The organism is Nonomuraea sp. AD125B, from assembly GCF_041402765.1.
Taxonomy (GTDB): Bacteria; Actinomycetota; Actinomycetes; order Streptosporangiales; family Streptosporangiaceae; genus Nonomuraea; species Nonomuraea bangladeshensis.
Window position 1 is genome coordinate 1 of the sequence record NZ_JBGLOU010000024.1, and the last position, 25,674, is coordinate 25,674.

At 72.9% G+C, this 25,674-nt stretch carries 29 protein-coding genes and 2 tRNA genes; 19 read left to right on the forward strand and 12 right to left on the reverse strand.

Annotated elements, in window-relative coordinates; all coding sequences use genetic code 11:
- Nucleotides 1-27: 27 nt before the first annotated feature.
- The 4 genes from proB (at nt 28) to ACBR40_RS42355 (ending at nt 4,884) form a co-directional block, all read left to right on the forward strand.
- Nucleotides 28-1,203, forward strand: coding sequence for a glutamate 5-kinase (proB, locus tag ACBR40_RS42340; protein WP_371252456.1), 1,176 nt, complete (start codon nt 28-30; stop codon nt 1,201-1,203).
- Between the two features lie 21 nt (nt 1,204-1,224).
- A complete protein-coding gene (locus tag ACBR40_RS42345) occupies nt 1,225-2,499 on the forward strand; it encodes a glutamate-5-semialdehyde dehydrogenase (protein WP_371252389.1) in 1,275 nt (424 codons plus the stop codon).
- 50 nt (nt 2,500-2,549) lie between these two features.
- Entirely contained in the window at nt 2,550-2,726 is a 177-nt protein-coding gene (locus ACBR40_RS42350; RefSeq protein ID WP_329592055.1) for a hypothetical protein, read from the forward strand.
- 91 nt (nt 2,727-2,817) lie between these two features.
- On the forward strand, nt 2,818-4,884 hold the full coding sequence (locus tag ACBR40_RS42355) for a serine/threonine-protein kinase (protein WP_371252390.1): 2,067 nt from the start codon (nt 2,818-2,820) through the stop codon (nt 4,882-4,884).
- A gap of 115 nt (nt 4,885-4,999) precedes the next feature.
- Here the strand turns inward: ACBR40_RS42355 and ACBR40_RS42360 are convergent, their stop codons facing one another.
- Nucleotides 5,000-6,022 (reverse strand): M48 family metallopeptidase, encoded by a 1,023-nt coding sequence (locus ACBR40_RS42360; RefSeq protein WP_344218655.1) that lies wholly within the window; start codon nt 6,020-6,022, stop codon nt 5,000-5,002.
- 123 nt (nt 6,023-6,145) lie between these two features.
- Between ACBR40_RS42360 and nadD the strand changes: the two genes are divergently transcribed.
- The 3 genes from nadD (at nt 6,146) to ACBR40_RS42375 (ending at nt 7,887) form a co-directional block, all read left to right on the forward strand.
- Nucleotides 6,146-6,736 (forward strand): nicotinate-nucleotide adenylyltransferase, encoded by a 591-nt coding sequence (nadD, locus tag ACBR40_RS42365; RefSeq protein ID WP_344218657.1) that lies wholly within the window; start codon nt 6,146-6,148, stop codon nt 6,734-6,736.
- A gap of 91 nt (nt 6,737-6,827) precedes the next feature.
- Entirely contained in the window at nt 6,828-7,223 is a 396-nt protein-coding gene (gene rsfS, locus ACBR40_RS42370; RefSeq protein WP_329592062.1) for a ribosome silencing factor, read from the forward strand.
- Between the two features lie 34 nt (nt 7,224-7,257).
- The gene (locus ACBR40_RS42375; RefSeq protein WP_344218659.1) at nt 7,258-7,887 is read left to right on the forward strand and encodes a histidine phosphatase family protein; all 630 of its coding nucleotides are present in this window, start codon (nt 7,258-7,260) and stop codon (nt 7,885-7,887) included.
- Nucleotides 7,888-7,928: 41 nt separating this feature from the next.
- On the opposite strand, the gene ACBR40_RS42380 is transcribed toward ACBR40_RS42375, so the two are convergent.
- Nucleotides 7,929-8,309: a winged helix-turn-helix transcriptional regulator gene (locus ACBR40_RS42380; protein ID WP_371252391.1), complete on the reverse strand. Its 381-nt coding sequence runs from the start codon at nt 8,307-8,309 to the stop codon at nt 7,929-7,931.
- A 91-nt stretch (nt 8,310-8,400) separates the two neighbouring features.
- Here ACBR40_RS42380 and ACBR40_RS42385 point away from each other — a divergent pair, with 91 nt between their 5' ends.
- Complete coding sequence (locus ACBR40_RS42385) at nt 8,401-9,027, forward strand: NAD(P)-dependent oxidoreductase (RefSeq protein WP_371252392.1); 627 nt, start codon at nt 8,401-8,403, stop codon at nt 9,025-9,027.
- Between the two features lie 78 nt (nt 9,028-9,105).
- Nucleotides 9,106-9,181 (forward strand) — tRNA-Ala (locus ACBR40_RS42390).
- 50 nt (nt 9,182-9,231) lie between these two features.
- Here the strand turns inward: ACBR40_RS42390 and ACBR40_RS42395 are convergent.
- Together ACBR40_RS42395 and ACBR40_RS42400 are read right to left on the reverse strand one after the other, a co-directional pair.
- Entirely contained in the window at nt 9,232-10,536 is a 1,305-nt protein-coding gene (locus ACBR40_RS42395; protein WP_371252393.1) for a PHB depolymerase family esterase, read from the reverse strand.
- Nucleotides 10,537-10,653: 117 nt separating this feature from the next.
- Entirely contained in the window at nt 10,654-11,655 is a 1,002-nt protein-coding gene (locus ACBR40_RS42400; protein WP_364463588.1) for a YafY family protein, read from the reverse strand.
- 45 nt (nt 11,656-11,700) lie between these two features.
- Here ACBR40_RS42400 and ACBR40_RS42405 point away from each other — a divergent pair, with 45 nt between their 5' ends.
- Entirely contained in the window at nt 11,701-12,153 is a 453-nt protein-coding gene (locus ACBR40_RS42405; RefSeq protein WP_371252394.1) for a hypothetical protein, read from the forward strand.
- Here the strand turns inward: ACBR40_RS42405 and ACBR40_RS42410 are convergent.
- Entirely contained in the window at nt 12,131-12,463 is a 333-nt protein-coding gene (locus tag ACBR40_RS42410) for a hypothetical protein (protein ID WP_371252395.1), read from the reverse strand. The genes ACBR40_RS42405 and ACBR40_RS42410 overlap by 23 nt on opposite strands.
- 84 nt (nt 12,464-12,547) lie before the next feature.
- Here ACBR40_RS42410 and ACBR40_RS42415 point away from each other — a divergent pair, with 84 nt between their 5' ends.
- Complete coding sequence (locus ACBR40_RS42415; RefSeq protein WP_371252396.1) at nt 12,548-13,321, forward strand: SDR family oxidoreductase; 774 nt, start codon at nt 12,548-12,550, stop codon at nt 13,319-13,321.
- Between the two features lie 14 nt (nt 13,322-13,335).
- On the opposite strand, the gene ACBR40_RS42420 is transcribed toward ACBR40_RS42415, so the two are convergent.
- The 4 genes from ACBR40_RS42420 to ACBR40_RS42435 form a co-directional block, all read right to left on the reverse strand.
- Entirely contained in the window at nt 13,336-13,935 is a 600-nt protein-coding gene (locus ACBR40_RS42420; protein ID WP_371252397.1) for a hypothetical protein, read from the reverse strand.
- A gap of 32 nt (nt 13,936-13,967) precedes the next feature.
- Nucleotides 13,968-15,773, reverse strand: coding sequence for a Na+/H+ antiporter NhaA (gene nhaA, locus ACBR40_RS42425; protein ID WP_371252398.1), 1,806 nt, complete (start codon nt 15,771-15,773; stop codon nt 13,968-13,970).
- A gap of 67 nt (nt 15,774-15,840) precedes the next feature.
- A complete protein-coding gene (locus ACBR40_RS42430) occupies nt 15,841-16,530 on the reverse strand; it encodes a GAP family protein (protein ID WP_344218680.1) in 690 nt (229 codons plus the stop codon).
- Nucleotides 16,531-16,624: 94 nt separating this feature from the next.
- Nucleotides 16,625-17,995, reverse strand: coding sequence for a Dyp-type peroxidase (locus tag ACBR40_RS42435; protein ID WP_371252399.1), 1,371 nt, complete (start codon nt 17,993-17,995; stop codon nt 16,625-16,627).
- 166 nt (nt 17,996-18,161) lie between these two features.
- On the opposite strand from ACBR40_RS42435, the gene ACBR40_RS42440 reads away from it, so the two are divergent.
- The gene (locus tag ACBR40_RS42440) at nt 18,162-18,545 is read left to right on the forward strand and encodes a hypothetical protein (protein WP_371252400.1); all 384 of its coding nucleotides are present in this window, start codon (nt 18,162-18,164) and stop codon (nt 18,543-18,545) included.
- Here the strand turns inward: ACBR40_RS42440 and ACBR40_RS42445 are convergent.
- Nucleotides 18,521-19,015 carry a DUF523 domain-containing protein gene (locus ACBR40_RS42445; RefSeq protein ID WP_371252401.1) on the reverse strand — a complete coding sequence of 165 codons (495 nt, stop codon included), beginning with the start codon at nt 19,013-19,015 and terminating at the stop codon, nt 18,521-18,523. The two genes, ACBR40_RS42440 and ACBR40_RS42445, sit on opposite strands and share 25 nt — an antisense overlap.
- Nucleotides 18,985-20,349: a DHA2 family efflux MFS transporter permease subunit gene (locus tag ACBR40_RS42450; RefSeq protein WP_371252457.1), complete on the reverse strand. Its 1,365-nt coding sequence runs from the start codon at nt 20,347-20,349 to the stop codon at nt 18,985-18,987. The genes ACBR40_RS42445 and ACBR40_RS42450 overlap by 31 nt, the downstream gene beginning before the upstream one ends.
- 55 nt (nt 20,350-20,404) lie before the next feature.
- Between ACBR40_RS42450 and ACBR40_RS42455 the strand changes: the two genes are divergently transcribed.
- From ACBR40_RS42455 to ACBR40_RS42485, 7 genes are all read left to right on the forward strand, one after another.
- Nucleotides 20,405-21,091 carry a TetR/AcrR family transcriptional regulator gene (locus ACBR40_RS42455; protein WP_344218691.1) on the forward strand — a complete coding sequence of 229 codons (687 nt, stop codon included), beginning with the start codon at nt 20,405-20,407 and terminating at the stop codon, nt 21,089-21,091.
- Between the two features lie 34 nt (nt 21,092-21,125).
- A complete protein-coding gene (locus ACBR40_RS42460; RefSeq protein WP_344218693.1) occupies nt 21,126-21,488 on the forward strand; it encodes a hypothetical protein in 363 nt (120 codons plus the stop codon).
- Nucleotides 21,485-21,862, forward strand: coding sequence for a hypothetical protein (locus ACBR40_RS42465; protein WP_344218695.1), 378 nt, complete (start codon nt 21,485-21,487; stop codon nt 21,860-21,862). Before ACBR40_RS42460 ends, ACBR40_RS42465 begins: the two co-directional genes overlap by 4 nt.
- 39 nt (nt 21,863-21,901) lie before the next feature.
- Nucleotides 21,902-22,543 (forward strand): SRPBCC family protein, encoded by a 642-nt coding sequence (locus ACBR40_RS42470; protein ID WP_344218697.1) that lies wholly within the window; start codon nt 21,902-21,904, stop codon nt 22,541-22,543.
- A gap of 170 nt (nt 22,544-22,713) precedes the next feature.
- Nucleotides 22,714-23,928 (forward strand): MFS transporter, encoded by a 1,215-nt coding sequence (locus tag ACBR40_RS42475; RefSeq protein ID WP_344218699.1) that lies wholly within the window; start codon nt 22,714-22,716, stop codon nt 23,926-23,928.
- A 7-nt stretch (nt 23,929-23,935) separates the two neighbouring features.
- Nucleotides 23,936-24,760: a metal-dependent hydrolase gene (locus ACBR40_RS42480; RefSeq protein WP_371252403.1), complete on the forward strand. Its 825-nt coding sequence runs from the start codon at nt 23,936-23,938 to the stop codon at nt 24,758-24,760.
- 51 nt (nt 24,761-24,811) lie between these two features.
- A tRNA-Ala gene (locus tag ACBR40_RS42485) sits at nt 24,812-24,884 on the forward strand.
- Nucleotides 24,885-24,928: 44 nt separating this feature from the next.
- Here ACBR40_RS42485 and nth read toward each other — a convergent pair.
- On the reverse strand, nt 24,929-25,645 hold the full coding sequence (gene nth / locus ACBR40_RS42490) for an endonuclease III (protein WP_371252404.1): 717 nt from the start codon (nt 25,643-25,645) through the stop codon (nt 24,929-24,931).
- Nucleotides 25,646-25,674: the final 29 nt, after the last annotated feature.

Here is a 25,674-nt window from a genome sequence, read left to right on the forward strand (position 1 = left end):
GCGGGGGCGGGGGCAGGGCCTGAGCCCATGAGGGCGGGAGCGGGCGGGCGTTGGGTGGGCCGGGGCTTGGATAGGCTTCAAGGCGTGCGGGAACAGATCAGCGCGGCGTCGAAGGTCGTGGTCAAGGTCGGCTCCTCCTCGCTCACCACCCCCCAGGGCACGATCGACGTCGATCGTGTCGATGCCCTGGTGGACGTGCTGGCGGCGCGGCGCCGGGCCGGGACGCAGATCGTCCTGGTCTCCTCCGGGGCGATCGCGGCGGGTCTCGGCCCGCTCGGGCTGAGCGCGCGACCGCGTGACCTCGCGACCCAGCAGGCCGCCGCCTCCGTCGGCCAGGGCGTGCTGGTGGCCCGCTACACCTCCTCCTTCGCCCGGTACGGGCTGCGCGTCGGCCAGGTGCTGCTCACCGCCGACGACATGATGCGCCGCGCCCACCACGTCAACGCCCAGCGGACCCTTCACCGGCTGCTGGAGCTGGGCATCGTGCCGATCGTCAACGAGAACGACACGGTGGCCACCGACGAGATCCGGTTCGGCGACAACGACCGGCTGGCCGCGCTCGTGTCCCATCTGATCCGCGCCGACGCGCTGGTGCTGCTGTCGGACGTGGACGCGCTCTACGACGGCCCGCCGAGCCGCAGCGGCGCGCGCCGGTTGGCCGAGATCCGCGGGCCTGAGGACCTGGCGGGCGTCGAGCTGGGCAGGAACGGCGCGGCCGTCGGCACCGGCGGCATGGTGACCAAGGTGCAGGCCGCCAGGATCGCGACCGGGGCCGGTGTCCCCGTGGTGCTCACCGCGGCCGCTCACGCGGCCCAGGCGCTGAGCGGCGCCGATGTCGGCACCTACTTCCACCCCGGCGGTCGTCATCCCGGCACGCGCCTGCTGTGGCTCGCGCACGCCACCACCGGGCGCGGCCGGCTGAGCCTCGACCCGGGCGCCGTGGAGGCCGTCGTCGGGCGGCGCAAGTCGCTGCTGCCGGCCGGGGTGACGTCGGTGGAGGGCGAGTTCTCGGCGGGCGACCCGGTGGACCTGTGCGGGCCGGAGGGTGACGTGGTGGCCCGCGGGCTGGTCAACTTCGACGCCGCCGAGATCCCCGGCCTGCTCGGGCGTTCCACCCGCGAGCTGGCCTACACGCTGGGTCCGGAATATGAACGCGAGCTGATCCACCGCGACGACATCGTCATACTGGAGACCCACGCTTAGCAGCCGAACGAGGAGCACGTGATGTCCGAAGAGTTCCTGAAGGTCGCCCGCGCGGCACGAGAGGCCGCCGCCGAGCTGGCCCCGCTGCCGCGGGCGCCCAAGGACCGGGCGTTGCGCGCGATCGCCGACGCCCTGGTCGCCCACGCCGCCGAGATCGTCGCGGCCAACGCCGAGGACGTCGAGCGGGCCAGGGCCGAGGGCACGTCCGAGGCCATGATCGACCGGCTGCGGCTGGACGAGGGCCGCATCGCCAAGATCGCCGACGCCGTGCGGGAGGTCGCCGACCTGCCCGACCCGGTCGGCGAGGTGGTCCGCGGCTCCACGCTGCCCAACGGCCTGGAGCTGCGCCAGCTCCGGGTGCCGCTGGGCGTCATCGGCATCATCTACGAAGGCCGTCCCAACGTCACCGTGGACGCCGCCGCGCTCTGCCTCAAGAGCGGCAACGCCGTGCTGCTGCGCGGCTCCTCCAGCGCCTACTCCTCCAACACCGCGCTGGTCGCGGTCATGCAGGGCGCGCTGGAGGGCACCGAGGTGCCCGTCGGCGCGATCCAGCTCGTGCCGGGCCGCACCCGCGACTCGGTCAAGGAGCTCATGCGCGCCCGCGGCCTGGTCGACGTGCTGATCCCGCGCGGCGGCGCGTCCCTGATCAACTCCGTGGTCGAGGAGTCCACCGTGCCGGTCATCGAGACCGGCGTCGGCAACTGCCACGTCTACGTCGACGCCGAGGCCGACGTCGACCTCGCCGTGAAGATCCTGGTCAACGCCAAGGCGCAGCGGCCCTCGGTGTGCAACGCGGCCGAGACGTTCCTCGTGCACCAGGACATCGCGGACGCGTTCGTGCCGAAGGCGCTGGAGGCGCTGGCCGAGGCGGGCGTGACCGTGCACGGCGACGAGCGGATCGCCGCCCACGGCGCGGGCGTGGTGCCCGCCACCGACGACGACTTCGCCGCCGAATACCTCTCGCTCGACATCGCCGCGGCCGTCGTCGGCTCGCTGGAGGAGGCGGTGGAGCACATCAGGCGCCACGGCTCGGGCCACACCGACGCCATCGTGACCCGCTCGCAGCGGGCCGCCCGGCGGTTCGTGGCGCTCGTCGACTCGGCGGCGGTGGCGGTCAACGCCTCCACGCGGTTCACCGACGGGGGCGAGTTCGGGTTCGGGGCGGAGATCGGCATCTCGACGCAGAAGCTGCACGCGCGCGGCCCGATGGGGCTGCCGGAGCTCACCTCCACGAAGTGGGTATACACCGGCGAAGGGCATTTGCGCACCTCAGAAGGCACGGTGGTGGCCGGTTGACCGGCGTGTCGGCCTGACCGTGGCCGCGCACCGCGGCTTGACTGGGAGACATGGAGATCATCGTCGCCCTCGTCTTCGTCGCCGCGGTGCTGTTCGGCGCCGATCGCCTGATGCTCCTGCTGGAGAGCCACGGCCACGTACGCTGGCGCCGCAAGGGCCGCAGGCGGCTGTCGGAGGAGCCCACCGCGCGACTCGACAGCATGCTCTCCGACCACTCACGCCGATAAACCTGGACGACCTCCGGCGCGCCGCAAGCGTTGACTCCCGTCCCAACGCTAGGGTTGTGTCCCTTATGGGCGCGCCGGGCGGGGAGGGACGGTGAGCAAGCTCGGCAAGGTCGGGCCGTACACCTTGGTCGAGCGGCTCGGCCGGGGCGGCATGGGCGAGGTCTATCTCGCGACCACCCGCCGGGGCGAGCGCATCGCGCTGAAGGTCCTGCACGACCTGGCCGAGGACGAGACCTCCCGGGTCAGGCTGGAGCGCGAGGTCCGCGCGCTGCGCAGGGTCGAGAGCCCCTACGTCGCCAAGGTGCTGGACGCCGACCTCAACTGCGCGCGTCCCTACCTGGTGATGGAGCACATCGAGGGCGCCACGCTGCTGGAGAAGGTACGCCAGGACGGGCCGCTCGACGTCGCCGAGCTGGTCGAGATGGCGCAGGGCATCGCGGCGGCGCTGGCGATCATCCACGCGGCCGGGGTCGTGCACCGCGACCTGAAGCCGGGCAACATCATCATGTCCGCGCGGGGGCCGGTGCTCATCGACTTCGGCATCGCCCAGGTCCTGGACGCGACCCGGCTGACCATGACCGGCACGTTCCTCGGCACGCCCGGCTACACCGCGCCCGAGATCTTCGCCGACGAGCACGTCGACTCGCCGGCCGACGTGCACGCCTGGGCGGCGACGGTGGCGTTCGCGGCGACCGGGCGGCCCACGTTCGGGCGGGGGACGGCCGAGGCGCAGATGTACGCCGTGCTCAACGGGCAGGCCGACCTCAAGGGTGTGCCGGTCGAGCTGCTGCCGCTGGTGCGCGCGGCGCTCAACCGGGAGCCGGGCAAGCGGCCGACGGCGGCGTTGCTGGCCGACCGGCTGTCGCGGCTGGTCAGGGTCACCAGCGCGACCGAGACGGACGCGGGTGGGGAGGCGGCCGAGGAGGCGCCGCCGTCGCGGGGGCGGGGCACGGACGAGGGCGCGCGGGGCGAGGCCAAGGCGGCGCGTGGGCGGCCCAATCCGACGGGCGCCGACGGCAAGGTGCCGCCGCCTCGCCGTACCGGTGGCGAGGCGGCGCGGCGGGCCGCCGCGGCGGAGGGGAAGACCACCCAACCGCGAGGCCGCACGCCTGCGGACGGGGCGGGGGCTGCCGCGCGCGGGCGCGCGCCTGCCGACGGGGCTGGGGCTCGTGGGCGAACTCCTGCGGACGGTGCTGCTGCGCGTGGGCGGACACCTGCTGATGGGGCCGGGGCTCGTGGGCGCACGCCTGTTGACGGTGCTGCCGCGCGGGGGCGCCCGCCCGCGGATGGGACTGCTGCGCGCGGCCGGACGGCGGCTGATGGGGCCGCTGCTCGTGGGCGGGCCGCCGCGGATGGGGCTGCGGCGCGAGGGCGTACGGCTGGTGACGGGGGTGCGGGGCGGGGGCGTACGCCGGCTGACGGGGTCGTGGCGCGGAGCAGGATGGACGGGGCCGCGGCGCGGGCCCGGAGCGGGGCGGACGGGAAGGTGCCCGCGCCGCGCGTCCGGGGCAGCGGCGACGGCAAGAACACCGGCCCGCGGCCGAAGCTGACCACCCCGCGCGCCCGTGCGGCCGCCGCCGTACGGACCCGCGCGGCGGCGGCCCGGCCGCAGGTCAGGCGGAAGAGCGACGCGCCCACCACGCTGCCCGCGGGCAACGGCGCGCTGCTGCTGCTCGCGGTGCTGGCGGTGCCGTGCGTGGTGACGTCAGTGATCTGGCCGATCGCCTCGATCGCGATCACCGCCGTGTTCGTGGTGCTGACCAGGACGCTCTGGATGAACCACTGGATGGTCAGGAACCGGGGCTCCCGGCGGGTCCGGGTGACGCTGCGCGTGCTGCTGTTCCCGCTGGCGCTGGCCGGCGCGGCGGCGACCGCGCTGGTGTGGCCCGGTGTGCCCGTCGCGGTGGCGTCGGGCGGGGCGCTCTGGGTGACCGGCGGCGGCCAGATCGACACCGACTGGTGGCAGCAGCCGGCGCCCGTGACGGTGGCGGCCGTGGTGTTCGGGATGCTGTGCGGCGGCATCACCGGTCGCGAGATCGAGCGGATCGGCGGCCGGCTGCCGGACCTGCGCAGGGAGGGACTGCGGGCGCTGGCGGTGCTGGGCGGGTTCGTCGCCCTGTGCGCGGCCGCCGTGCGCGCCATCGCCCTCCTGCTCTGAGGACTCCTGCTCTGAGGACTCCTGCTCCAGGACTCCCGCTCCAGGACTCCCACGGCGTCACCGCCGCAGGGCGCGGCCGCTCACGCTGACCGGCCGCGCATGGCGATGGCGCCGGTCAGCCCTGGCCGCCGTCGCGGCGGGAGAAGCGGTTGAAGATGCGCTCGCCCGCGTTGACCGCGCCCTCGGCGACGTCGCGCAGCACGCCGATGAACGGGTCCTGCGACTGCTGCCAGGACGCGCGGTAGGACTCGGCCGCCGCCTTGACCTCGTCGGTCACCCGTGCGCTGGCGTCGTCCTCGCGGCGCGGGTAGTCGCCGCCGAGGATGCGGTCGTACTCGCCGCTGCGCTGCCACTTGTCCAGCTCGGCCACGCGCACCACGGCGAACGGGTGGGTGGTGCCGAGCAGGTTGAGCACCTTGAGGAAGCCGTCGCGCAGGTCGCCCGCGGTGTCGTACTCGTTGTACTGCTCCAGGAACGCCTCGATGTTCATCTCGTGGGTGTAGGCGCCGCCGGCGAGCTTCATCAGCGCCCGCTTGCCCGCGTCGGGGTCCTGGCCGACGAGCAGGCCGCCGCGGTCGGAGGACAGCTCCGACTTGCGGTACCACTCCTCCAGGCCCGCGACGATGGCCCGCAGGCCGATGTAGCCGAGCGGGATCCAGGCGACGCGGGTGGCGAGGCGGGTGAGGATGTCGAGCATCGTCCGGTAGACCGCGTGCCCCGAGAGGATGTGGGCGGTCTCGTGGCCGATGACGAAGCGCTGCTCCTCCTCGTTCATGAGGTTGAGCAGGCCGGTGGTCACGACGATGAACGGGTCGTCGAAGCCGATGGCCTTGGCCTGGACCTGCGGGTCCTGCTGGACGTAGATCTCCGGGATGCGGTGCAGGTCGAGGGTGTAGGCGGCGTCGCGGCCCATGTCGTAGAGCGAGCGGAACTGCGTCTCGCTGACGCGGACGGCCGAGGCGAGGTACATCAGGCGCAGGCGGCGCTCGCTGATGAGACCGGACATCTGCTTGAGAACCGTGTCGAACCCACTCAACTTACGCAGAGCGACCAGGGCGGACCGGTCTGCGGGGTGTTCGTAGGCACGGGACGAGATGCCGGGCAGTTGGACTCGATTGCGGTCCGGGGTGGTCGTCATGCCCGGCATGCTACGTCCGTAACGGGGGTCATGCGCGGACATCACGAAGGGGGGTGCCATCGAGTTGTGGTGGTGCGCCCGCGTAAGGTCCGTTCCATGAAGAACGCGTCTGGTGGGCATGGGATGCGGCGAGTGGGAGTGATGGGCGGGACGTTCGATCCCATCCACCACGGCCACCTCGTCGCGGCCAGCGAGGTCGCCCACCATTTCGAGCTGGACGAGGTCGTCTTCGTCCCGACCGGACGGCCGTACCAGAAGTCCGAGCGCGAGGTGTCCGCCGCCGAGGACCGCTACCTCATGACGGTCATCGCCACCGCCTCGAACCCCCGCTTCTCCGTCAGCCGCGTGGACGTGGACCGCCCCGGGCCGACGTTCACGATCGACACTCTGCGCGACATCGCCAACCTTTACGGTCCGGACGTCGAGCTGTACTTCATCACCGGCGCCGACGCGCTCGGCGCGATCCTCGGCTGGCAGCAGGCCGACGAGCTGTTCGAGCTGGCGCACTTCGTCGGCTGCACCAGGCCCGGCCACACCCTGCACGACCCCGGCCTGCCCGAGGGGCGGGTGACGCTGCTGGAGATCCCCGCGCTGGCCATCTCGTCGTCGGAGTGCCGGCAGCGGGTGGCCAAGGGGGAGCCGATCTGGTATCTGGTTCCCGACGGGATCGTGCAGTACATCAACAAACGGGGGCTGTATCACGCCCACGGGTGAAGGTATCCATGCCGTACGTGAGGGGTTTCGGCCCGGACGGGTACCCTCAACATATGGGCATGCTGCCGACACAGGAGGACAGACCCGCATCGTGACCGCATCTGACAGAGCCGTCCAGCTCGTCCGCATCGCCGCGGAGGCCGCGGCCGACAAGCTGGCCGATGACATCCTCGCCTACGACGTGAGCGAGCAGCTCGTCATCACCGACGCGTTCCTGCTCTGCTCCGCCACCAACGACCGCCAGGTCCGTGCCATCGTCGACGAGATCGAGGAGCGGCTGCGCACCGAGGCCGACGCCAAGCCCGTCCGCCGCGAGGGCGAGCGTGAGGGCCGCTGGGTGCTGCTCGACTACATCGACATCGTCGTGCACGTCCAGCACGAGGAGGACCGTACGTTCTACGCCCTGGAGCGCCTGTGGAAGGACTGTCCGGCCATCGCGCTGCCGGAGAGCGTCATGCAGGCCAACCTGCAGCGGGCGCGCGCGTGAGCGGACGAGCCGGACGTCCCGGCGGGGACACCGCATGAGCAGGCGCATCGTATGTCTGCGCCACGGGCAGACGTTGTGGAACGTCGAACGACGGTTCCAGGGCCACTCCGACATCCCGCTCGACGAGACCGGCATCGCGCAGGCCGCCAGGGCCGCCTCGCTGCTGGCCTCGCTCCGGCCCACCCTCATCGTCTCCTCCGACCTGCAGCGGGCCAACGACACCGCGCTCGCGCTGGGCCGCCTGGCCCGGCTCGACGTGCACGTCGACAAGGACTTCCGCGAGCGCGGAGGCGGCCAGTGGGAAGGGCTGACGCGGGAGGAGATCGCCGCGCGCTGGCCCAAGGAGTACGCCGACTGGGAGGCTCCCGACGGCGAGACGGTCCAGGACGTCGCCGAGCGGGTGGGGTCGGCCATGCGCCGCTGGGCGGCCAAGCTGGACGACGACGGCCTGCTGGTCGTGGCCTCGCACGGCGCGGCGCTGCGGCTCGGCATCTGCGACCTGCTCGGGCTGCCCGAGGAGCTGTGGCCGGCGCTCGGCGGGCTCGGCAACTGCTCGTGGTCGGTGCTCCAGGAAGGGCGCAAGGGCTGGCGGCTGCTGGAGCACAACGCCGGCACCCTGCCCGAGCCCATCAGCAGCGACGACAAACCGGACGCCGAGGTCTGAGAGAACGGCCGTGCGGCTCGGGGGCCGCGCGGCTCGCTCGCTCAGGACGCTCGGGACGCGGCGTACCGCTCCTGCGCGTCGAGAAGCTCGTCCCAGTGCTCGGCCACCCACGCGTATGCCGCCTCCAGCGGTTCCAGCATGCTGCGGCCGAGCGGCGTCAGGGCGTACTCGACCTTGGGCCTCGGGGCGTCGTGGACGGTGCGCGAGACGAGGCCGCTGCGCTCCAGCCCGCGTAGCGACTGCGTGAGCACCTTCGGGGTGACGCGGTGCAGCGGCACGCGGAGCTCCGAGAACCGGCGCGGACCGTCCTCCAGACAGCGGATGATCAACGGCGCCCACTTGTCGCCGAAGCGGAACGGCACCAGCGTGGACGGACACAGCTCGTCGAACAGGTCGGCGGGCAGGGGCTGCCGGTGCGTCATGGTGTCTCTCCCGCGGGTCTCGGTATCCAGGAGGTAACCGCCTTCGCGGCTACCTTTCCGGAGCATCGACGCAACGGGAGGTATTCCGACGATGGGCAAGTACGTGATTTTCGGGGCCGGCGGCCGAGCCGGCCGGCAGGCCGTCGCCGAGGCGCGCCGGCGCGGGCACGAGGTGACGGCGGTGGTGCGCGACCCGTCACGGTACGCCGGCCCGGTGGACGACGGCGTACGGGTCGCCGCAGGGGACGTCACCGACGCGGCGGACGTCGCCGCCCTCGCGGCCGGGCACGACGCCGCGATCAACGCGGCGGCGGCGCTGGACTCGGACACCTTCTTCAGCGACGCGGCGCACGCCCTCGTCAAGGGCCTACGGCAGGCCGGGGTGGACAGGCTCGTCGCGATCGGGATCGCCACGCTGCTGCCCGGGCCCGACGGGGTCCGGCTGCTGGACGCGCCCGGCTTCCCCGCCGAGTTCCGGCCCTTCTGCCTGGCGCACGCCGCCGGTCTGGAGGTGCTCCGGACCGAAGGCGGCGGGCTGGACTGGGTGTACGTCAGCCCGGCCGGCGACTTCGACCACGAAGGGGAGCGGAGCGGCCGGTACGAGATCCGCGAGCACGGGGACATGGCGCTGCGCGTCTCGTACGCGGATTTCGCCATCGTCCTGCTGGACGAGGCGGAGACCCCGCGGCACCGGGGCGGCCACCTGGCCGTGACCTGACGGGCGATTAGGCGAATCGGGGCGGATGGCTATATGCTCTCGGAGCGCCGCAACGGGCCGGACTCGTGGCGGTGACCAGGGGCTATAGCGCAGTTGGTAGCGCGCCTCCATGGCATGGAGGAGGTCTGGGGTTCGAATCCCCATAGCTCCACCAGCACCACGACGGCGGCGTCCTCCGGGACGCCGCCGTTTCCGTGTCCGGGGTCAGGTGGTGCAGGCGGCACCGTTCAGTGCGAAGGACGAGGGGGCCGCGGTGTTGCCGTTGTGGGTGGCCTGGAAGCCGAACTGGGTGGACGCGCCGGGCGCCAGGGTGCCGTTGTAGCTCACGTTCCTGGCCGTCACCGCCCCTGAGGCGGGGGAGACGGTGGCGTTCCACGCGCCCGTGACCGCCTGCCCGGCGGGCAGCGTGAAGGCCAGCGACCAGGACGAGAGCTGCGTGGTCCCGGTGTTGGTGATCGTCACGGCGGTGGTGAAGCCGTTGTTCCAGGTGTTCATGCTGTATGTGACCTTGCAGGCGCCGGGGCTGACGGTCGGGGAGACCGTCGGGGTCGAGGTCGGGGTCGAGGTCGGCGTCTGGGACGGGCCGGGGGTGTCCAGGCCGAGGAAGGCCAGCACCATGGCGGCCATCCCGCCCTGCGGCAGGCTGTGACCGACGCCCTGGAGGCTGATGCCCTCGACCGCGACGGTGGTGCCGGTGCCGCCGTAGCGGGTCCTGGTCCAGCCGGAGCGGGGCTGGTCGGTCATGGACGGGGTCTGGCTCAGGCCGTGGACGTTGGTCCACTGCTTGATCTCCTCGCCGAAGTTCGGGTAGCGCAGGGTGCTGTCCTCGGTGCCGTGCCACACCTGCATGCGCGGGCGCGGGCCGGTGTAGCCGGGGTAGGCGGCGCGCACCAGGTCGCCCCACTCCTGCGGGGTCTTGATGAGCTGTCCGTTGGCGCAGGTGCTGTTCCAGCTCGACCCGTCGGTGGTGGCGAAGCAGCCGAACGGCACGCCCATGAACGCCGCGCCCGCCTTGAACACGTCCGGGTACGCGCCCAGCAGCACGTTCGTCATCATGCCGCCGGAGGAGGCGCCGGTGACGTACGTGCGCGCCGGATCGGCGTTGTAGCGCTGCTGCACGTACCTGACCATGGAGACGATGCCGACCGGGTCGCTGCCGCCGTCGTGCCGCAGCGCCTGCGGCGAGGAGACGTCGAAGCAGGACCCGCTGCGCGTCGCCGACGGGTAGACGACGATGAACTTGTACTGGTCGGCCAGCGAGGCGAACTCGGTGCCCGAGTAGAAGGCCGGGCCGGAGCCGGTGCAGTAGTGGACGGCCACGAGCAGCGCCGGGCGGGTGCCGACGCCGTCGGGCACGTAGAGGTGCATGCGCAGGTTGGTGGGGTTCGTGCCGAAGCCGGTCACCTCGGTGAGCTGGGCCGAGGCGGCCGGGGGCGCGGTGATCAGCATCGCGACGACGAGTGCCATCGCGGCGACCGCGGCGCCGGCCAGCCGAGCTGTCAGTTTCATCCGGGCTCCTCTCGATGGCCTGAAACATTGCGAGTGTGTTGAGAAACTTTCATCCTCGCAACAGGCCAGGTCCATCGGGGACGGGCCGGTCCTTCTGAGCTGCGAAAGCAGCGGGAACTAGGCGGGCTCGGGCGTGAAAGTTTCCCCGGCCGCGTAACGCTCGGCCAGGGCCGTGGCGGTCGCGGCGATCCGCTCCCGCAGCTCGGCCGGAGCCAGCACCTCGGCGTCCATCCCCAGGCGCAGGAACTCGGCCAGCGCGTGCTCGACCGACTCGATCGGCACCGTGACCCGCGTCCAGCCCTCCGCGTCCGGCGCCCCGGCGGTGCGCCGGGCCGCCTCCGCCATGCCCGGCGTCATGAGGTCGGGCAGCCGCTCCAGGCCGCGCGGCGACAGCCGCACCACCGCCTCGCCCCGCCGCAGCCGCGCCTCGAACGCCTCCAGATAGGCCGCCCAGTACGCCGCCAGGTCGAACCCCCGCGGCCGGGTGAAGCCCTCCTCCAGCGTGCGCAGGCCGAGGATCTGCGACACGCGGTAGGTCCGCACGTCCCCGTCCGTCCCGGCGACCAGGTACCACCGGCCCGCCTTGACCACCAGCCCGTACGGGTCCAGCAGCCGCTCCACCTCCTGCGGCTCCTTCCACCGCCGGTAGACGACCTGGATCCGCCGCTCGTTCCACACGGCGTCGGCCACGGCCGGCAGGTGGGAGACCGGCTCCCGCTCGCGGTACCACGTGGGCGCGTCCAGGTGGAAACGCTCCTGGAGCCGCCCGGCCCGGTCGCGCAGCTCGACCGGCAGCGCGGCCATGAGCTTGAGCTGGGCCGCCGTCACCACCGCGCCGAGACCCAGCTCCGCCGCGGGACCGGGCAGCCCGGCGAGGAACAGCGACTCGGCCTCGTCCGTGGTCAGCCCGGTGAGCCGGGTGCGGTAGCCGTCGAGCAGCTGGTAGCCGCCGTTGGGGCCGGCGTCGCCGTACAGGGGGATGCCGGCGGCGTGCAGGGACTCGACGTCGCGGTAGATCGTACGGACCGAGACCTCCAGCCGTTCGGCCAGCTCGCGCGCGGTCAGCCGGCCCCGGGTCTGCAGGAGCAGCAGGATGGACACCAGGCGGGAGGCACGCATAATCGCTGACATTACCTGTCAGCGACCCCGGCGTACGGTCCCCGCATGAACGATTTCGACTTCCTCGCCGGCCACTGGAACGTCGCCAACCGCCGGCTCGTCAAGCCCCTGTCCGGCAGCGACGAATGGGACGAGTTCCCCGGCCACTCGGTCGCCACCCGGCACTTCGGCGGCGCCGCCAGCTTCGACGAGGTCACCTTCCCCACCAAGGGCTGGAGCGGCCTGACCGTACGCGTCCACCACCCCGGCACCCTCCAGTGGTCCATCTACTGGGCCAGCAGCGCCCGTGGCGAGCTCGACACCCGGCCCATGGTGGGCGCGTTCGACGGCGACCGGGGCCTCTTCTACGGAGACGAGACCGTGGACGGCCGTACGGTCCGCGCCCGGTTCGTCTGGACGCGGATCGGCCCCGACACTGCCCGCTGGGAGCAGGCGTTCGCCGAGGCGGGCACCGACGACTGGGAGACGAACTGGGTCATGGAGCTGACGCGGACGTGACCGCCGCGCCCGGGACAGGCCCGGCCGCCGAGGACTGCGTGCTGCGCACCCACAGGATCCCGGCCACCGCCAGCGCGCCGAGCAGCAGCACCAGCCCGCCCACCACGACCATCCACCACCAGCCCGTACGCGGCGGCTTGGCCTCGTAGAGCTGGACGTCGGGCAGCATGTCCGGGGTGTAGTCCAGCCGCCGCGTGGCGGGCGGGTCCTGGGGCCCCCGGCTGGGCGGGGGCGACTCGGGGTGGGGGAGGCGGTGCCGGATGGTCTGGTCGGGGTCCGGCTCCTGACGGCCGGGCTGGTGCGCAGTCATGGGCCCCTCGAACGCGCTGGGTGGGGAGTGTCGGGCTTTCCGCCGACATTGTCACACTTTCGCTTGCTGCCCCGTCCAGATCGCATGACACGTGTACTGGTGACGGGGGGCAGCGGCCGGCTCGGCCGCGCGACGCTGGAGATCCTGAAGAAGGAGGGGTACGAGACGCGGGCGACCAGCCGGTCCGCGCGCGCCTCGGAGGAGGGCGGCGTACGGTGGTTCGGCGCGGACCTGACCACCGGGCGCGGCCTGAAGGAGGCGGTGGAGGGGGCCGACGTGGTCGTGCACCTGGCCTCGGCGCCTTACCGGGGGCGTTACACCCGGCGGGTGGAGCTGGACGGAACGGGGGCGCTGCTCGCGGCGGCGCGGGCGGCCGGCGTACGGCACCTGGTCTACCTGTCGATCGTCGGCGCCGACCGGGTGCCGTGGGGCTACTTCCGGGTCAAGGTGCAGGCCGAGCGGCTGGTACGTGACGGCGGGGTGCCGTGGACGGTGCTGCGGGCCACGCAGTTCCACGAGTTCGTGGAGCAGGCGCTGCGCGGCATGGCCCGGCTCGGGGCGCTGGTGGCCGATCCCGGGATCCCGGCGCAGCCGGTGGACGTCAGGGACGTGGCCCGGCGGCTGACGGACGTGATCGAGGCCGGGCCGCGGCGGGGGATCGAGGAGTTCGGCGGGCCCGAGGTGCTGACCATGGCCGAGGCCGCCGAGAGCTGGCTGCGGGCGCGCGGGGTTCGCCGGCCGGTGCTGCGGATGCGGGTCCCGGGCGCGCTCGGCAGGGGCTTTCGCGCCGGTCATCTCGTCACCGATGCCCGGCCGACCGGCGAGCTCACCTGGGAGCGGTATCTGCGGGGCGAGTGACGGGGCCGGCGGTGTCAGCCGTAGGGGCCCTGGCCGAAGGGCGGCTGCTGGCCGCCGGGCTGCGGAGGCTGCTGCGGGTAGGGCTGCCCCTGCGGTTGTTGGGGGTAGGGCTGTCCTTGCGGTTGCTGCGGGTAAGCCTGTCCCTGCGGCTGTTGCGGGTAGGGCTGCCCTTGCGGTTGCTGGGGGTAGGGCTGCTGGCCCTGCGGCTGCTGCGGGTACGGCTGAGGCGCCGGCTGGTTCCAGCCCTGCTGCTGCCACCCCTGCGGCCCCTGCGGCCCCTGCGGAGGAGCGGGCGAGGGCGGCGTCCGCCTCGCGACCACCCCGCCGATCAGCAGGCCGAGACCGACGAGCTGGATGACCGAGCTGATCGCGACCCACACGGACAGCCCCGTGACCAGGCCCAGCAGATCGACCAGCTGCCTCTGCAGCAAGCTCTGCGCCAGGGCGAAGCCCGCGCCGACGAGGAGGACGGCGCAGCCGGCGATCCCGAGCACGGCTCCGCGCCCCTGCTCCCGCCGCCGCATCGCCATGAGGACGAGGCCGACGAGCAGGAGGGCGCCGTTCAGCAGCGCGCCGACGAGGCTGATGACCATGAGCGAACCGGTTTCTGTCATGGGAGGAATCCTGCGGGAATCGGGGGGACCTGTCAGGAGGGCTGCGGCGACGGGCGTAGCTCGGCTATCGCCCGGCCGATCGCGTCCTCGTCGAGCGGCCCCTGGTAGCGGACGCCGTTGAGGAAGAGGGTGGGGGTGCCGCGCGCGCCGCTGTCGCGGCCGGAAGCCTCGTCGAGGGCGATCCTTGCGGCGTGCCGGGGCACGTCCTCCCACGGCTCGACGCCGAGCCGGGCGGCGTAGCGCTCCAGGTCGGCGTCGGTGAGTGCACGCTGGTTGTCGTAGAGCACGTCGTGCATCTCCCAGAAGCGGCCCCGGTCGCCGGCCGCCTCGGCGACGATCGCGGCCGAGGCGGCGCGCGGGTGGATGGTCCGCAGCGGGAAGTGCCGGAAGACCAGGCGCACGTCGGGGTTGTTCGCGAGCAGCCGCGCCAGCACGGGGTGGAGGCGGCCGCAGTAGGGGCATTCGAAGTCGCCGTACTCGACGATCGTGATCGGGGCGTCGATGCGGCCGCGTACGTGGTCGCGCGGCCCGACGGGCACCGACAGCAGCTCGGGCAGCTCCTCGTCGGGCTCGGCCTCGGGCGGGGCGCAGACTCCGCCGCGGTCCCAGGCCATCCGGAAGATCACCCAGCCCAGCGCGGCGGCCAGCAGCGAGCCGGCCAGGATGCCGATCTTGGCCTCGGCGCGGATCACCGGGTCGGGGAAGGCCAGGTCCACGATGAACAGCGCCACCGTGAACCCGATGCCGGACACCGCGGCCCCGCCGAACAGCTGCCCCCACACCAGGTTGCCCGGCAGGATGCCCCACTTGAGCCGGAGCGGCAGCCACGTGCCGAGCGCGATGCCGGCGAACTTGCCGATCAGCAGGCCCGCCGCGATCCCCCACGACACGGGCGAGGTGAGCGCCGCCCGCAGGGTCTCGCCGTCCAGCCGCACCCCCGCGTTGGCCAGCGCGAACACCGGCACGATCACGTAGCTGCTCCACGGGTGCAGGCGCAGTTGCAGCCGCTCGTTGACCGAGACGGCGTGCCGGACGCGCAGGGTGGCCTCCCTGGCGGCGCGGGCGCTCGGCTCGTTCGTGAACTCCTGGACGGCCTCGCCGGCGAGGAGCAGCTTCTGGTCGGAGGGGGCGTAGACGAAGACGAGCACGCCGAGCGCGATGCCGACCAGCGTGGGGTGGATGCCGCTCTCCAGCGTGGCCACCCACAGCCCGAACCCCAGCACGATGTACGCCGGCGCCCGCCAGATCTTCAGCCAGCGCAGCGTCACGATGGCCGCCAGCAGCAGCACCGCGGTGAGCAGGGCGGGCACCGACAGCTCGGCCGTGTAGAACAGCGCGATGATGAGGATGGCGAGCACGTCGTCCACGATCGCCAGCGTCAGCAGGAACGCCCGCAGCGGATCGGGGCACCGCGCGCCCACCACGGCCAGCACGCCGAGCACGAAGGCCGTGTCGGTGGCGATCGGCACGCCCCACCCGGCCGCGCCGGGGCCGCCCGCGTTGAGCAGCAGGTAGACGCCCGCGGGCACGAGCATGCCGCCGAACGCCGCCACCGCCGGCACCGCGATCAGCCGCCGGTCGCGCAGCTGCCCGAGCCGGACCTCGTACGAGATCTCCAGGCCGATGACGAAGAAGAACAGCGTCATCAGCCCGTCGTTGACCCAGTGGCGCAGGTCCAGCGAGAACTCGGCGGTCCCGAACGACAGCCCCATCGGCGTGTGCCAGAACGCCTCGTAGGTGTCCGCCCAGGGCGAGTTGGCCCAGAGCAGGGCGAGCACGGTGGCGATGAGCAGCGCGCTGGTGCTGCCCGCTTCGGTACGGAAAAAGGTGCGCAACATCGTCTCGATCGCCTCCCCGGAGGTCGATCCTAGATGCGCGGATGCGATGCGCCTCGCACGGGAGCGGTCACTCCGGGGCGAAGAACAGGTGAGCCGCCGCGTCGCGGGCGAGCAGGAAGCCGATGATGCCGATCGCCCAGCTCACCATCGACGCCGAGTGCTTGGTCAGCCAGGCCCGCAGCCGCTCCAGCTTCGGCTCCAGCCGGCCCCCGGTGACGGCGCGCAGGCCCATGAGCGCGAGCGGCGGCGTGATCATGACGAGCACGTACCCGGCCAGCAGCGGCAGCCACTGCGCGGCCGGCAGGCCGGAGGTGGTCATGACGCCGACCGCCGCCAGGTAGGGGACCATCGTGGCCACCTCGACCGCCCCGGCCGTCAGCCCGAGCAGCACCATCGTCCGGGGCCCGCCGACGCGCGGCTCGAAGCGGCGCTCGGGCAGGCCCCGCTTGGCGCGGTACTTGGGGTCGAACCGGAAGCTCAGCGCGAACAGGCCCACGCCCAGCGCGAGCTGCACCCCGTAGGCGACCTTGCTGTGCAGCGCCTCGCCAAGGCCGTCCACGGCCGCCGACAGGCCCAGCATGAGCGCGACCCCGACCAGGAAGTAGAAGGCCGCGATCGTCGCCAGGTAGACGAGCTGCCCCGACACCTTGGACCGCTCGCCGGCCAGCAGCAGGTAGAGAGGGATGACCAGCGTCCCGAAGCTGGTGCTGTCGACCAGCGCGAAGGCGGCGAGGGTGAGCAACAGGCCGATCGTCATGACACGATCATCACGGCCGGGGCCCGCCCCCGCCTCCTACGCCGGTGCGAACCCGGCGTACATCCTTCGATGCACGCCAGGCGCTCTCACCGCGTCACAGGCCGCGCAGGTAGGCCAGCGACGGCGCGAAGAAGTACTCCCCGCCCTTCATCGTCACCGTCTGCGCCACCTGGGCCTGCGGCGGCGACTGCCCTGGCTTGCCCCAGACCTTCGGGAACGTCACCTTGATCGCCCGCTCGCCCTGCCCGATGACCGGGTCGTGGCCGGTCCCCGGGTTCTCGAAGTCGGGATTGCCCGCCCAGCTCCGCTGGGTGAACTCGAACTGGTCGACCAGGCTGCTGTTGAACGCCATGAACAGCAGCCCGACCCCGCCGCTGGGCCGCGTCTCCGCAGGCGCGTCGTCCCACGGCTGGTCGCCGCGCCGCCCGTACGTCTGCCCGCGCCTCGCCATGAGCACCTCGCGGCCGAACGAGCGCGGGTTGGTCTTCCTGATGTGGCCGCTGAAGGGGCACTTGCTGCCGTCGTCGCCCTCGAAGGTGAAGTCGTTGGCCACCGGGCCGCCGCCGGCCTTGCCCTTGCCGGTCAGCGGCGTGCCGTCCTTGAACCGGCCGACGAGCATCGCGCCCGCCCGGTGCCGGTCCTCGCCCTTCAGCCCGAGGTCGTCGGCGAGCCGCTCCTCGATCTCCTTGAAGGCGCGTACGTTCTGCTCCAGCTTCCTGAAGACCAGGTAGCTGCCGTGGTGGCGGCGCGGGTCGGGCGCGAAGGGATCCGGAACCAGCACGTTGGCCAGCGGGAAGGCCGGGTCCCAGCGCTTGCGCGGCTCGCGGTCCACCTCGTCCTTGAGGAACAGCGGCTGGCTGCGGCCGTCCACGTAGCCGAAGTGCTCGATGCCGTCGCCGGCCGGGTTGCGCATGCCCCTGCCGGTCTCCTCGCCGAGCAGCCGGGCGCTGGCCGGCAGCGCGCCGAGGATCTCGTCGCGCAGCGTCGCCACCGGGCCGGGCCGGTCGTCGCCGATGAGCACGACGGCGTGGATCTCGCGCTGGTAGGCGCGGTCCCACTGCTCGACCGGCGGGTCCTCGACCTCGGCGACGCGCCGCTTCATGCCGTCGCGGAACGCCTGGTCGCCGAAGGCGCGCACCTGCTCGACCGAGTGGCCGAGGTCGCGGTAGCCGGCCTTGCTGATGCCGATCCCGACGTACGGGGTGCCGCGCCGCCCCTTGCCCGCGAAGTCGCGCACCTCCTTCAGGTGATCGCGCGCCGACTTCATCCACGTGGTGGCCACGTGCCGCAGGAAAGCCTTGCCTTCTGCCGCGTCGTTGAACCGGACGAACAGGACGGACAGGTGCTCGCGGACGTGCGCGCGCAGGATGTTCGGCTGGAGATTGTCGAGCATCGCCTTGGTGTCCGCGTCGAGCGTGGCCGAGTCCCAGGCCAGGGGTAGTGCGTTGTTCAGGTCGACTGGCATCGCCAAGTCCCTTTCCCCGTTTCGGAATGGAATTTTCCGAGCCCCCATTTCTAGGACTCCCAGGAGGCGGAGAAAGTTTCCCGCGCGGCTGATACACCGCGAGGCGTACGCGGGCGGCCTCCTCCGGGACGATGGCCGGCCGCGCCCGCGGTGGGAGCGTGGTGCCATGGACGCGATCCGCAGAGCCCTGGGCCGGCTCTCCCTGCTGTACGCACTGATCTTCCTGGCGGCGGCGCTGCTGCACGCCGGGGCCGGCCCCGGGCCGCTTCGCCGGCCCCCGATACCGCCCGCCGTGATCGTGGAGACGTTGTGCTGCGCCGCGATGCTGATCGGCGCGTACGGCGCGCTGAAGCCCCGGCCGTGGGCGTGGGACGGGCTGATCTACACGCACGCGGCCGCGCTGGGCGGCGTGCTGCTCGGCATCCTCGCGACGGCGTTCGCGCCGGGGGCCCAGGCGGGCACGCTGCTCGTGGTGTACCACGGCACGATCGCCACCCTGCTCGCCGCCGGCCTCGGCGCGGCCTTCTACCTCTCCAGGGTGCGCAGGTAGCCGGCCGCCTCGTCGAGGCGGTCCTCGCCGAACACGCGGATGCCGTGCCGCTCAAGCAGCGCCGTGGTGACCCCCTGGCCGGGATTCTTGCGGCCCGCGAAGGAGCCGTCGTGGATCGCCAGCGTGCCGCACGACGGGCTGCCCTCCTTGAGCACCGCCATCCGGGCGCCCGCCGACCGGGCCGCCTCCAGCGCCGCCCGCGCCCCCGCGAGGAACTCCGCCGTCACGTCGTCGCCGCCGGACGTCAGGACCCTGGCCGTGCCCGCCAGCACCGCCGCGCCGCCCGCGCCCCCCTCGATCTCGGCGGCCGGGCGCGGCACCGGCAGCCCGCCCGCCACCTCGGGACAGAACGACACCAGCCGCCCTTCCGCCCGCCAATCGGCGAGCACGGCGGCCGAGCTGGTCTTGGCGCTGCCGTCGTAGCGGACCTTGCGGCCCATCAGGCAGGCGCTGACGAGGATCTTCTCCACGCCTTCGATCCTATGAGCCCGATCGGCACCAGCGAGAGCGCGGCCAGCGCGGCGGCGCAGCCGAAGGCGTAGCCGAAGGGCCGGGCCGCGCCCGCCGCGGTGAGCAGTTGCAGCAGCACCGCGAGCACCGCGACGCCGAAGGAGGAGGCGAGGCGGAGCGCGATCGTGCTCAGCGTGGTCGCCGCCGGGATGGCCGCGCGCTCCAGCGTGGCGTACGCCGCCGCGAGCACCGACGTCGACACCAGCCCGTGCCCCAGCCCGGCCACGAGGGTCGGCACCGGCCCGGGGAAGGCCGCGAACGCCGCCATCCCCGCCACCACGGCGGCCACGCCGGTCGCCGCGACCCCGCGCGCTCCCCGGCTGTCGGTGAGCTTGCCGGCGATCGGCAGCGTGAGCGCCGCCCCGATCCCGAGGGGGGCCAGCAGCAGCCCGGCCTCCAGCGGGCCGCCGCCTCCGGCGAGCTGGCTGTGCAGCGGCACGAGGACGGTGAAGCCGAGCATCGCCGCCGAGTAGCAGGCGAGCGCCGCCACCGCCGCGGCGAACGTACGGTCGCCGAGCAGCCGCAGGTCCACCAGCGTGCCCGGCACCCGCAGCGCCCGCACGGTGAACGCCGCGACCAGCGCGAGCCCGATCCACAGCGCCGGATGCGCGAACGAGCCCCCGTCGCCCACCTCCGACAGGCCGTGGATCAGCGCGGCCAGCCCGGGGGAGAGCAGCGCCAGGCCGAGCACGTCGAGCGGCTGCCGCGGCGCGGCCACCGGATCGGGCTCGCGCGGCAGCAGCAGCGCGGCCGCGACCAGCGCCACCGCGCTGATCGGCAGGTTGACCAGGAACAGCCACCGCCAGCCGAGCCCTTCGACGACCAGGCCGCCGAGCGGCGGCCCGAGCACCGGCGCCAGCATGGACGGCACCGTGATCAGCGCCATGGCGCGGCCCATGCGCTCCTTGCCGGCCGCCTGCGCCAGCATCGCCTGGCCCACGGGCATGAGCAGGCCGCCGCCGACCCCCTGGACGGCGCGGAAGACGACCAGGCTGCCGGCCGACCAGGCCGCGGCGCAGAGCGCGGAGCCTCCGGCGAACAGCACGAGCGAGACCAGCCAGACGCGCCGCGAGCCGAAGCGGCCGACGGCCCAGCCGGTCACCGGGACGGTCATCGACATGGCCAGCAGGTAGCCGGTGACCGCCTGCTGCATGGTGGCGGGGGTGGTGCGGAAGTCGTGGGCGAGCGTGGTGAGCGCCACGTTCACCACCGTCGAGTCCAGCATCGTCATGACGCCGCCCAGGAAGACCACCAGGGCGGTCGTGATGAACGGGGTTCGTACGCTGTATCGCATGTCGTACACCGTAACATTTTCGTACGGTGTAGCGCCTGGCTTAGGATCGGGTCCTGTGAGCTCTGTCTGGTCGCGTCCCGCGCCGCCCCGCCGCCCGGCTCTGACCAGGGAGGCGATCGTGGCCGCCGCCGTCGCGCTCGCCGACGCCGAGGGCCTCGCCGCCGTCTCCATCAGGCGGGTGGCGACCGAGCTGGGGGCGCGGACGATGACGCTCTACTCCTACATCGAGCGCAAGGAGGACCTGCTCGCGCTCATGCTCGACGAGGTCGCCGCCGAGCTGCGCGCCGACGGGCCCGCGCCGGACGACTGGCGCGAGGCGCTGCTCGCCATCGCCCGCCGCGAGCGCGACCTCGTCCGCCGCCATCCCTGGCGGATGGACCTGGTCGCGCAGGGCCTGCCCGCGGGGCCCAACGCGCTGCGGCACGTCGAGCACAAGCTCGCCGTCTTCGCCCGGCTCGGCGTCGAGCCGCCCGCCGCCTGGCGCTTCCTGACCGCCTACACCGACTACATGACCGGCTACATGGTCCGCGAGGCGCAGGAGCGCGCCGCGCCCCGGCACGAGGGCGTCAGCGACGCCGAGCGGGCCGCCGTCGCGGAGCCGTACGTCAGGGAGCTGGTCGACGGCGGCGAGCTGCCGCACCTGGCGCCCATGCTGGAGCGGGGCGTCCCCGGCGCGGACGACAACTTCGAGCGGGGCCTGCGCTGGCTGCTCGACGGCATCGAGCGCGAGCTGCCGCGCTGAGGGGCGAGGCCCCCTGGCGATAGCCTTACCTCCGATGAACACCACTGTCTCCGCGATCGTCATCACCGTCGCGCTGCTGCTCATGCTGGCGAGCCTGATCACCGCGATCCGCGACCGGCCCATGGGCATGGTGCTGCTGATCGGCTTCGGCGTGCTGGAGGTCGCCGTGCTGGTGCAGGTCGGCTTCGTGATCGCGGCACTGGCCGGGGGAGCGGAGACGCCTGAGCCGGCGACGCTGTGGGGCTACCTCATCGGTGAGGTCGTCATCCCGCCCGCTGGGGTGTTCCTGGCGCTGGCCGAACGGTCCCGGTGGGGGACCGCGATCCTGGTCGTGGCCGGCTTCGCGATCGCGGTCATGAACGCCAGGCTCGGGCAGATCTGGCAGGGCGTGGCATGAGCTCCATCAGCAGCGGGCCGGGGCGGGCGCTGATCGCCGTCTACGGGCTGTTCTCGCTGGCCGCCGGCGCGCGGGCGGCGGTGCAGATCGCCACCAGGTTCGGGGAGGCGCCGCTCGCCTACAGCCTGTCGGCGTTCGCGGCGGCCGTCTACATCCTGCTCACGGTCGCGCTCTGGCGCGGCGCGCGGCGGCTCGCGCTGGCCGCGCTCCTGGTCGAGCTGGCCGGGGTGCTGATCATCGGCACCGCCAGCGTCCTTGACCCCGCGGCCTTCCCCGACGAGACCGTGTGGTCCGTCTACGGCAAGGGCTATCTCTTCATCCCGCTCGTGCTCCCGCTCGTCGGGCTCTACTGGCTGCGCAGGCAACGGCATTGAGGCGTTAACGTCGGGCCCGGCCGGGAAGTGGCTGAACCCATGAGTACGATCGAGCATTCCGTAGACGTCGAGGTCCCCATCCGGGTGGCCTACAACCAGTGGACGCAGTTCGAGAGCTTCCCCGAGTTCATGGAAGGCGTGGAGTCGGTCAAACAGGTGACCGACACCCGTACGCATTGGGTGGCGGAGATCGCCGGGGTCCGGCGCGAGTTCGACGCCGACATCACCGAGCAGCACCCGGACGAGCGGGTCGCCTGGCGCAGCGTCGACAAGCCGAACCAGGCGGGCGTCGTCACCTTCCACCGCATCGACGACGGCCGCACGCGCGTCACGCTCCAGATGGAGTACGACCCCGAGGGCTTCGTCGAGACCGCCGGCGACTGGCTGCAGCTGGTCCGCCTGCGCGTCAACGGCGACCTCAAGCGGTTCAAGCAGTTCATCGAGTCGCGCGGCGCGGAGACGGGCGGCTGGCGCGGCGACGTGCCCGGCCCGCACCAGCACGACGGCGCCGCCCCGCGCACGCACGAGCACGGCTCCACGTACGGCGGCGCGCAGCAGGTGCCGCCCGGCACGATCGGCGGCACCGACCCGTCCATGCCGGGCGGCGACACGACCCTGCCGGCTCCCGGCGCCTTCCCTCCGCGTGACGAGCCCCCGCAGGGGCCCCGGCCGGTCCTGTAGGACTCCTCGACCGGTCCTGCAGGACACCCTCGACCCGAACAGCGGCCGCCCAAGTGGCGGCCGCTGTCGTGTGTCCGGGGACCGGCACGTGGGGCGGAATAAACGCACATTTCGGTCCTGTTAAGGTGGTGATTCGTCCCATGACTTGATGAATGGAGGACTTGTCCAGCATGAGCGTTCTGGCGTCAGAGCCCAGAGGCAGGACGACCACCCCCCTCGCCTGGCTCCTCGTGCTGGGAATCGTCCTCGCCGCACTCAACCTGCGGACCGCCGTCACCAGCGTCGGCCCGCTCCTCGACCAGCTCGCGGGCGCGCTCGGCATGACGAGCGTCGGCACCGGCCTGCTCACCACCCTCCCGGTTCTGGCCTTCGCCGGCGTCGGCGCCGTCACCCCGACGCTCGCCCGGCGGGTCGGCGAGCACCGGCTGCTCCTGCTGGCCCTGGTCACGCTGGGCGTGGGAATGCTGGTCAGGTCGCTGGTCGGCTCGGCCCCCGTGTTCCTGCTGAGCAGCGCGGTCGCGCTGTCCGGCGGCGCCGTGGGCAACGTGCTGATCCCGACGCTGATCAAGCGGCACTTCCCGGCGCGCACCGGGATCATGACCACCGTCTACACCACGGCCCTGGCGGCGGGCACGATGCTGGCCGCCGCCGCGACCGTGCCGATCGAGCGCGCGTCGGGGAACTGGCACGTCGCGCTCGGCGTGTGGGCCGCCCTGGCCGCCGTGGCCGCCATTCCGTGGCTTGCGCTGTTGCGCAGTGAGCCGGAGCGGGACACGGGAGGCCGGGACGCGGGGATCCGGCGGCTGCTGGGCAGCCGGCTGGCCTGGATGATCGCGATCTACTTCGGCACCCAGTCGATGATCGCGTACATCATGTTCGGCTGGCTCGCCACCATCCTCACCGACGGCGGCTACAGCACCTCCGAGGCCGGAGTGCTCCTCGGCGTGTTCACCGCGCTGAACATCCCGGTGTCGGTCGTCGTGCCCATGATCGCCGCGCGGTTCCGCGACCAGCGGCCGATGGTGGTCGGGCTCGTCGCCTTCTACGCGGTCGGTTTCGGGGGTCTCTGGGCGGGGCCGGCCTCGTGGGCGCCGCTCTGGGTGACGCTGATCGCCGTCGGCATGGGGTCGTTCCCGCTGGCGCTGGTGATGCTGGGGCTGCGCACCCGTACGCCGGAGGTGACCGCCGCGCTGTCGGCCTTCGGCCAGAGCGCCGGCTATCTCATAGCGGGCGGCGGGCCGCTGCTGGTCGGCGTGCTGCGGGAGGCGTCGGGGGGCTGGGCGCTGCCGTACACGCTGATCTTCGTGGTGCTGGCCGTCCAGCTCGTCGCCGGCCTGTACGCCGGCCGCGAGCGGCACCTGGAGGACGAGCGGGCGCTGGGATGATGGACGGGTGAACTCGACTCTCGTCACCTTCCCCAGCGGCCGGACCTCGGGCCGCTCCGAGCTCGTCGGGGTCGTGCCGGTGGGGGACCGGCACGGCCTCGTCGTCGCCGAGACGCCCTTCCACCCCCTCGACCACACCTGGCCCGACCAGCCCGCCGACCGCGGGACGGTCGGCGGGACGCCGGTCATCGACTGCGTGACAGGGGCCCAGTCGGCGACCGGCGAGACCTTCCTGGGGGCGGACATCCCGGTGCGGCGCGGGGACGAGGGCTGGCGGTGGCTCGTCGTCCACGTGACCGGCGAGGCGCCGCCGCCCGTGGGGACCGAGGTCGAGCTGGAGGTGGACGCCGCCCACCGCGCGGCGCTCTCGGCCGGCCACACCGCCTGCCACCTCGCCGCGCTCGCGCTCAACGCGGCCCTCGCCGGCCACTGGCGCAAGGAGGCGAGGCTCGACCGGCTCGGCCACCCCGACTTCGACCAGACCGCGATCATCTCGTCGCGCATCGTCGAGGGCGGCAGCATCGACGTCTACCGCCTCGGCAAGTCGCTGCGGAAGAAGGGCTTCTCCGCCGAGGGGCTCGACGTCGACGCGGTCGCCGGCGAGGTGAACGACCGGCTCAAGACCTGGGTCGCCGCCGACGCCCCCGTCCGGATCGACGTCCCGGGCCCCGAGCTGACCGCCCGCCGCACCTGGCGCTGCGAGCTGCCCGAGGGCGAGGCGGCCATCCCGTGCGGCGGCACCCACGTCGCCCGCACCGGCGAGCTGGGCCGGGTCCAGGTCTCGCTCACCCTCGACGAGGCCACCCTGACCATGCACACCACCTGCGGCTAGAGCTTCCGGGGCGCGGGCGCTCCGGAAGTCCTATACACTTGGTGATCGCAAGGGGCTATAGCGCAGTTGGTAGCGCGCCTCCATGGCATGGAGGAGGTCTGGGGTTCGAATCCCCATAGCTCCACCCCTCTTGGCGAGCCACCGATGTGGCTTGCGCGGCTCGACCCTTCACCCCGTCCGGCGGCCACGCGGCCGGGCTGCGGTGGCGTCCGGTGGCGCACTTCTTCGATTTGCCGGGTCGCTGCCGTACGCGCACACCTCGCGCAGCACGCACTCCTCGCACCGGGGCCGGCGTGCCTGGCAGACCGTACGCCCGTGCCTGATCAGCGCGATGTGCAGCTCGTGCCGGACCTGCGGCGGCACCATGGGCCGCAGGAGACGGTGCGCCTCCGCGGCGGAGGTGCCCGGCGGGATCCAGCCGAGCCGGGTGGTGACGCGGTGCACGTGCGTGTCCACGGGGAACGCCGCCCGCCCCATGGAGAACATCAGCACGCAGGCCGCGGTCTTCGGGCCGACGCCCGGCAGCGAGGTCAGGTACGACTCCGCCGCCTCGTCGTCGAGCCCGTCCAGCCGGTCCAGGGTGATCGCGCCCTCGCGGTCCTCGATCGCGGCCAGGATCTCCTGGATGCGGCGGGCCTTGCGCTCGGCGATGCCGCCGCAGCGGATGGCGTCGGCGATCTCCTCCGGCGGCGCGTCCGCCACCTGCTCCCACACGGGGAACCTGTCCTTGAGACGGGCGAAGGCGCGGCCGGAGTTGACGTCGGAGGTCGCCTGCGACAGGACCGTCGCCACGACCTGGTCCACGACGGGCAGCGCCGGGCCCGGCGCGAACGCCTCCCGCCCGGCCCGCAGCCGCCGCAGCACCTCCATCACCTGATCGGTCACCCTTTCCCCCCTCCGTGGACATGGGAACG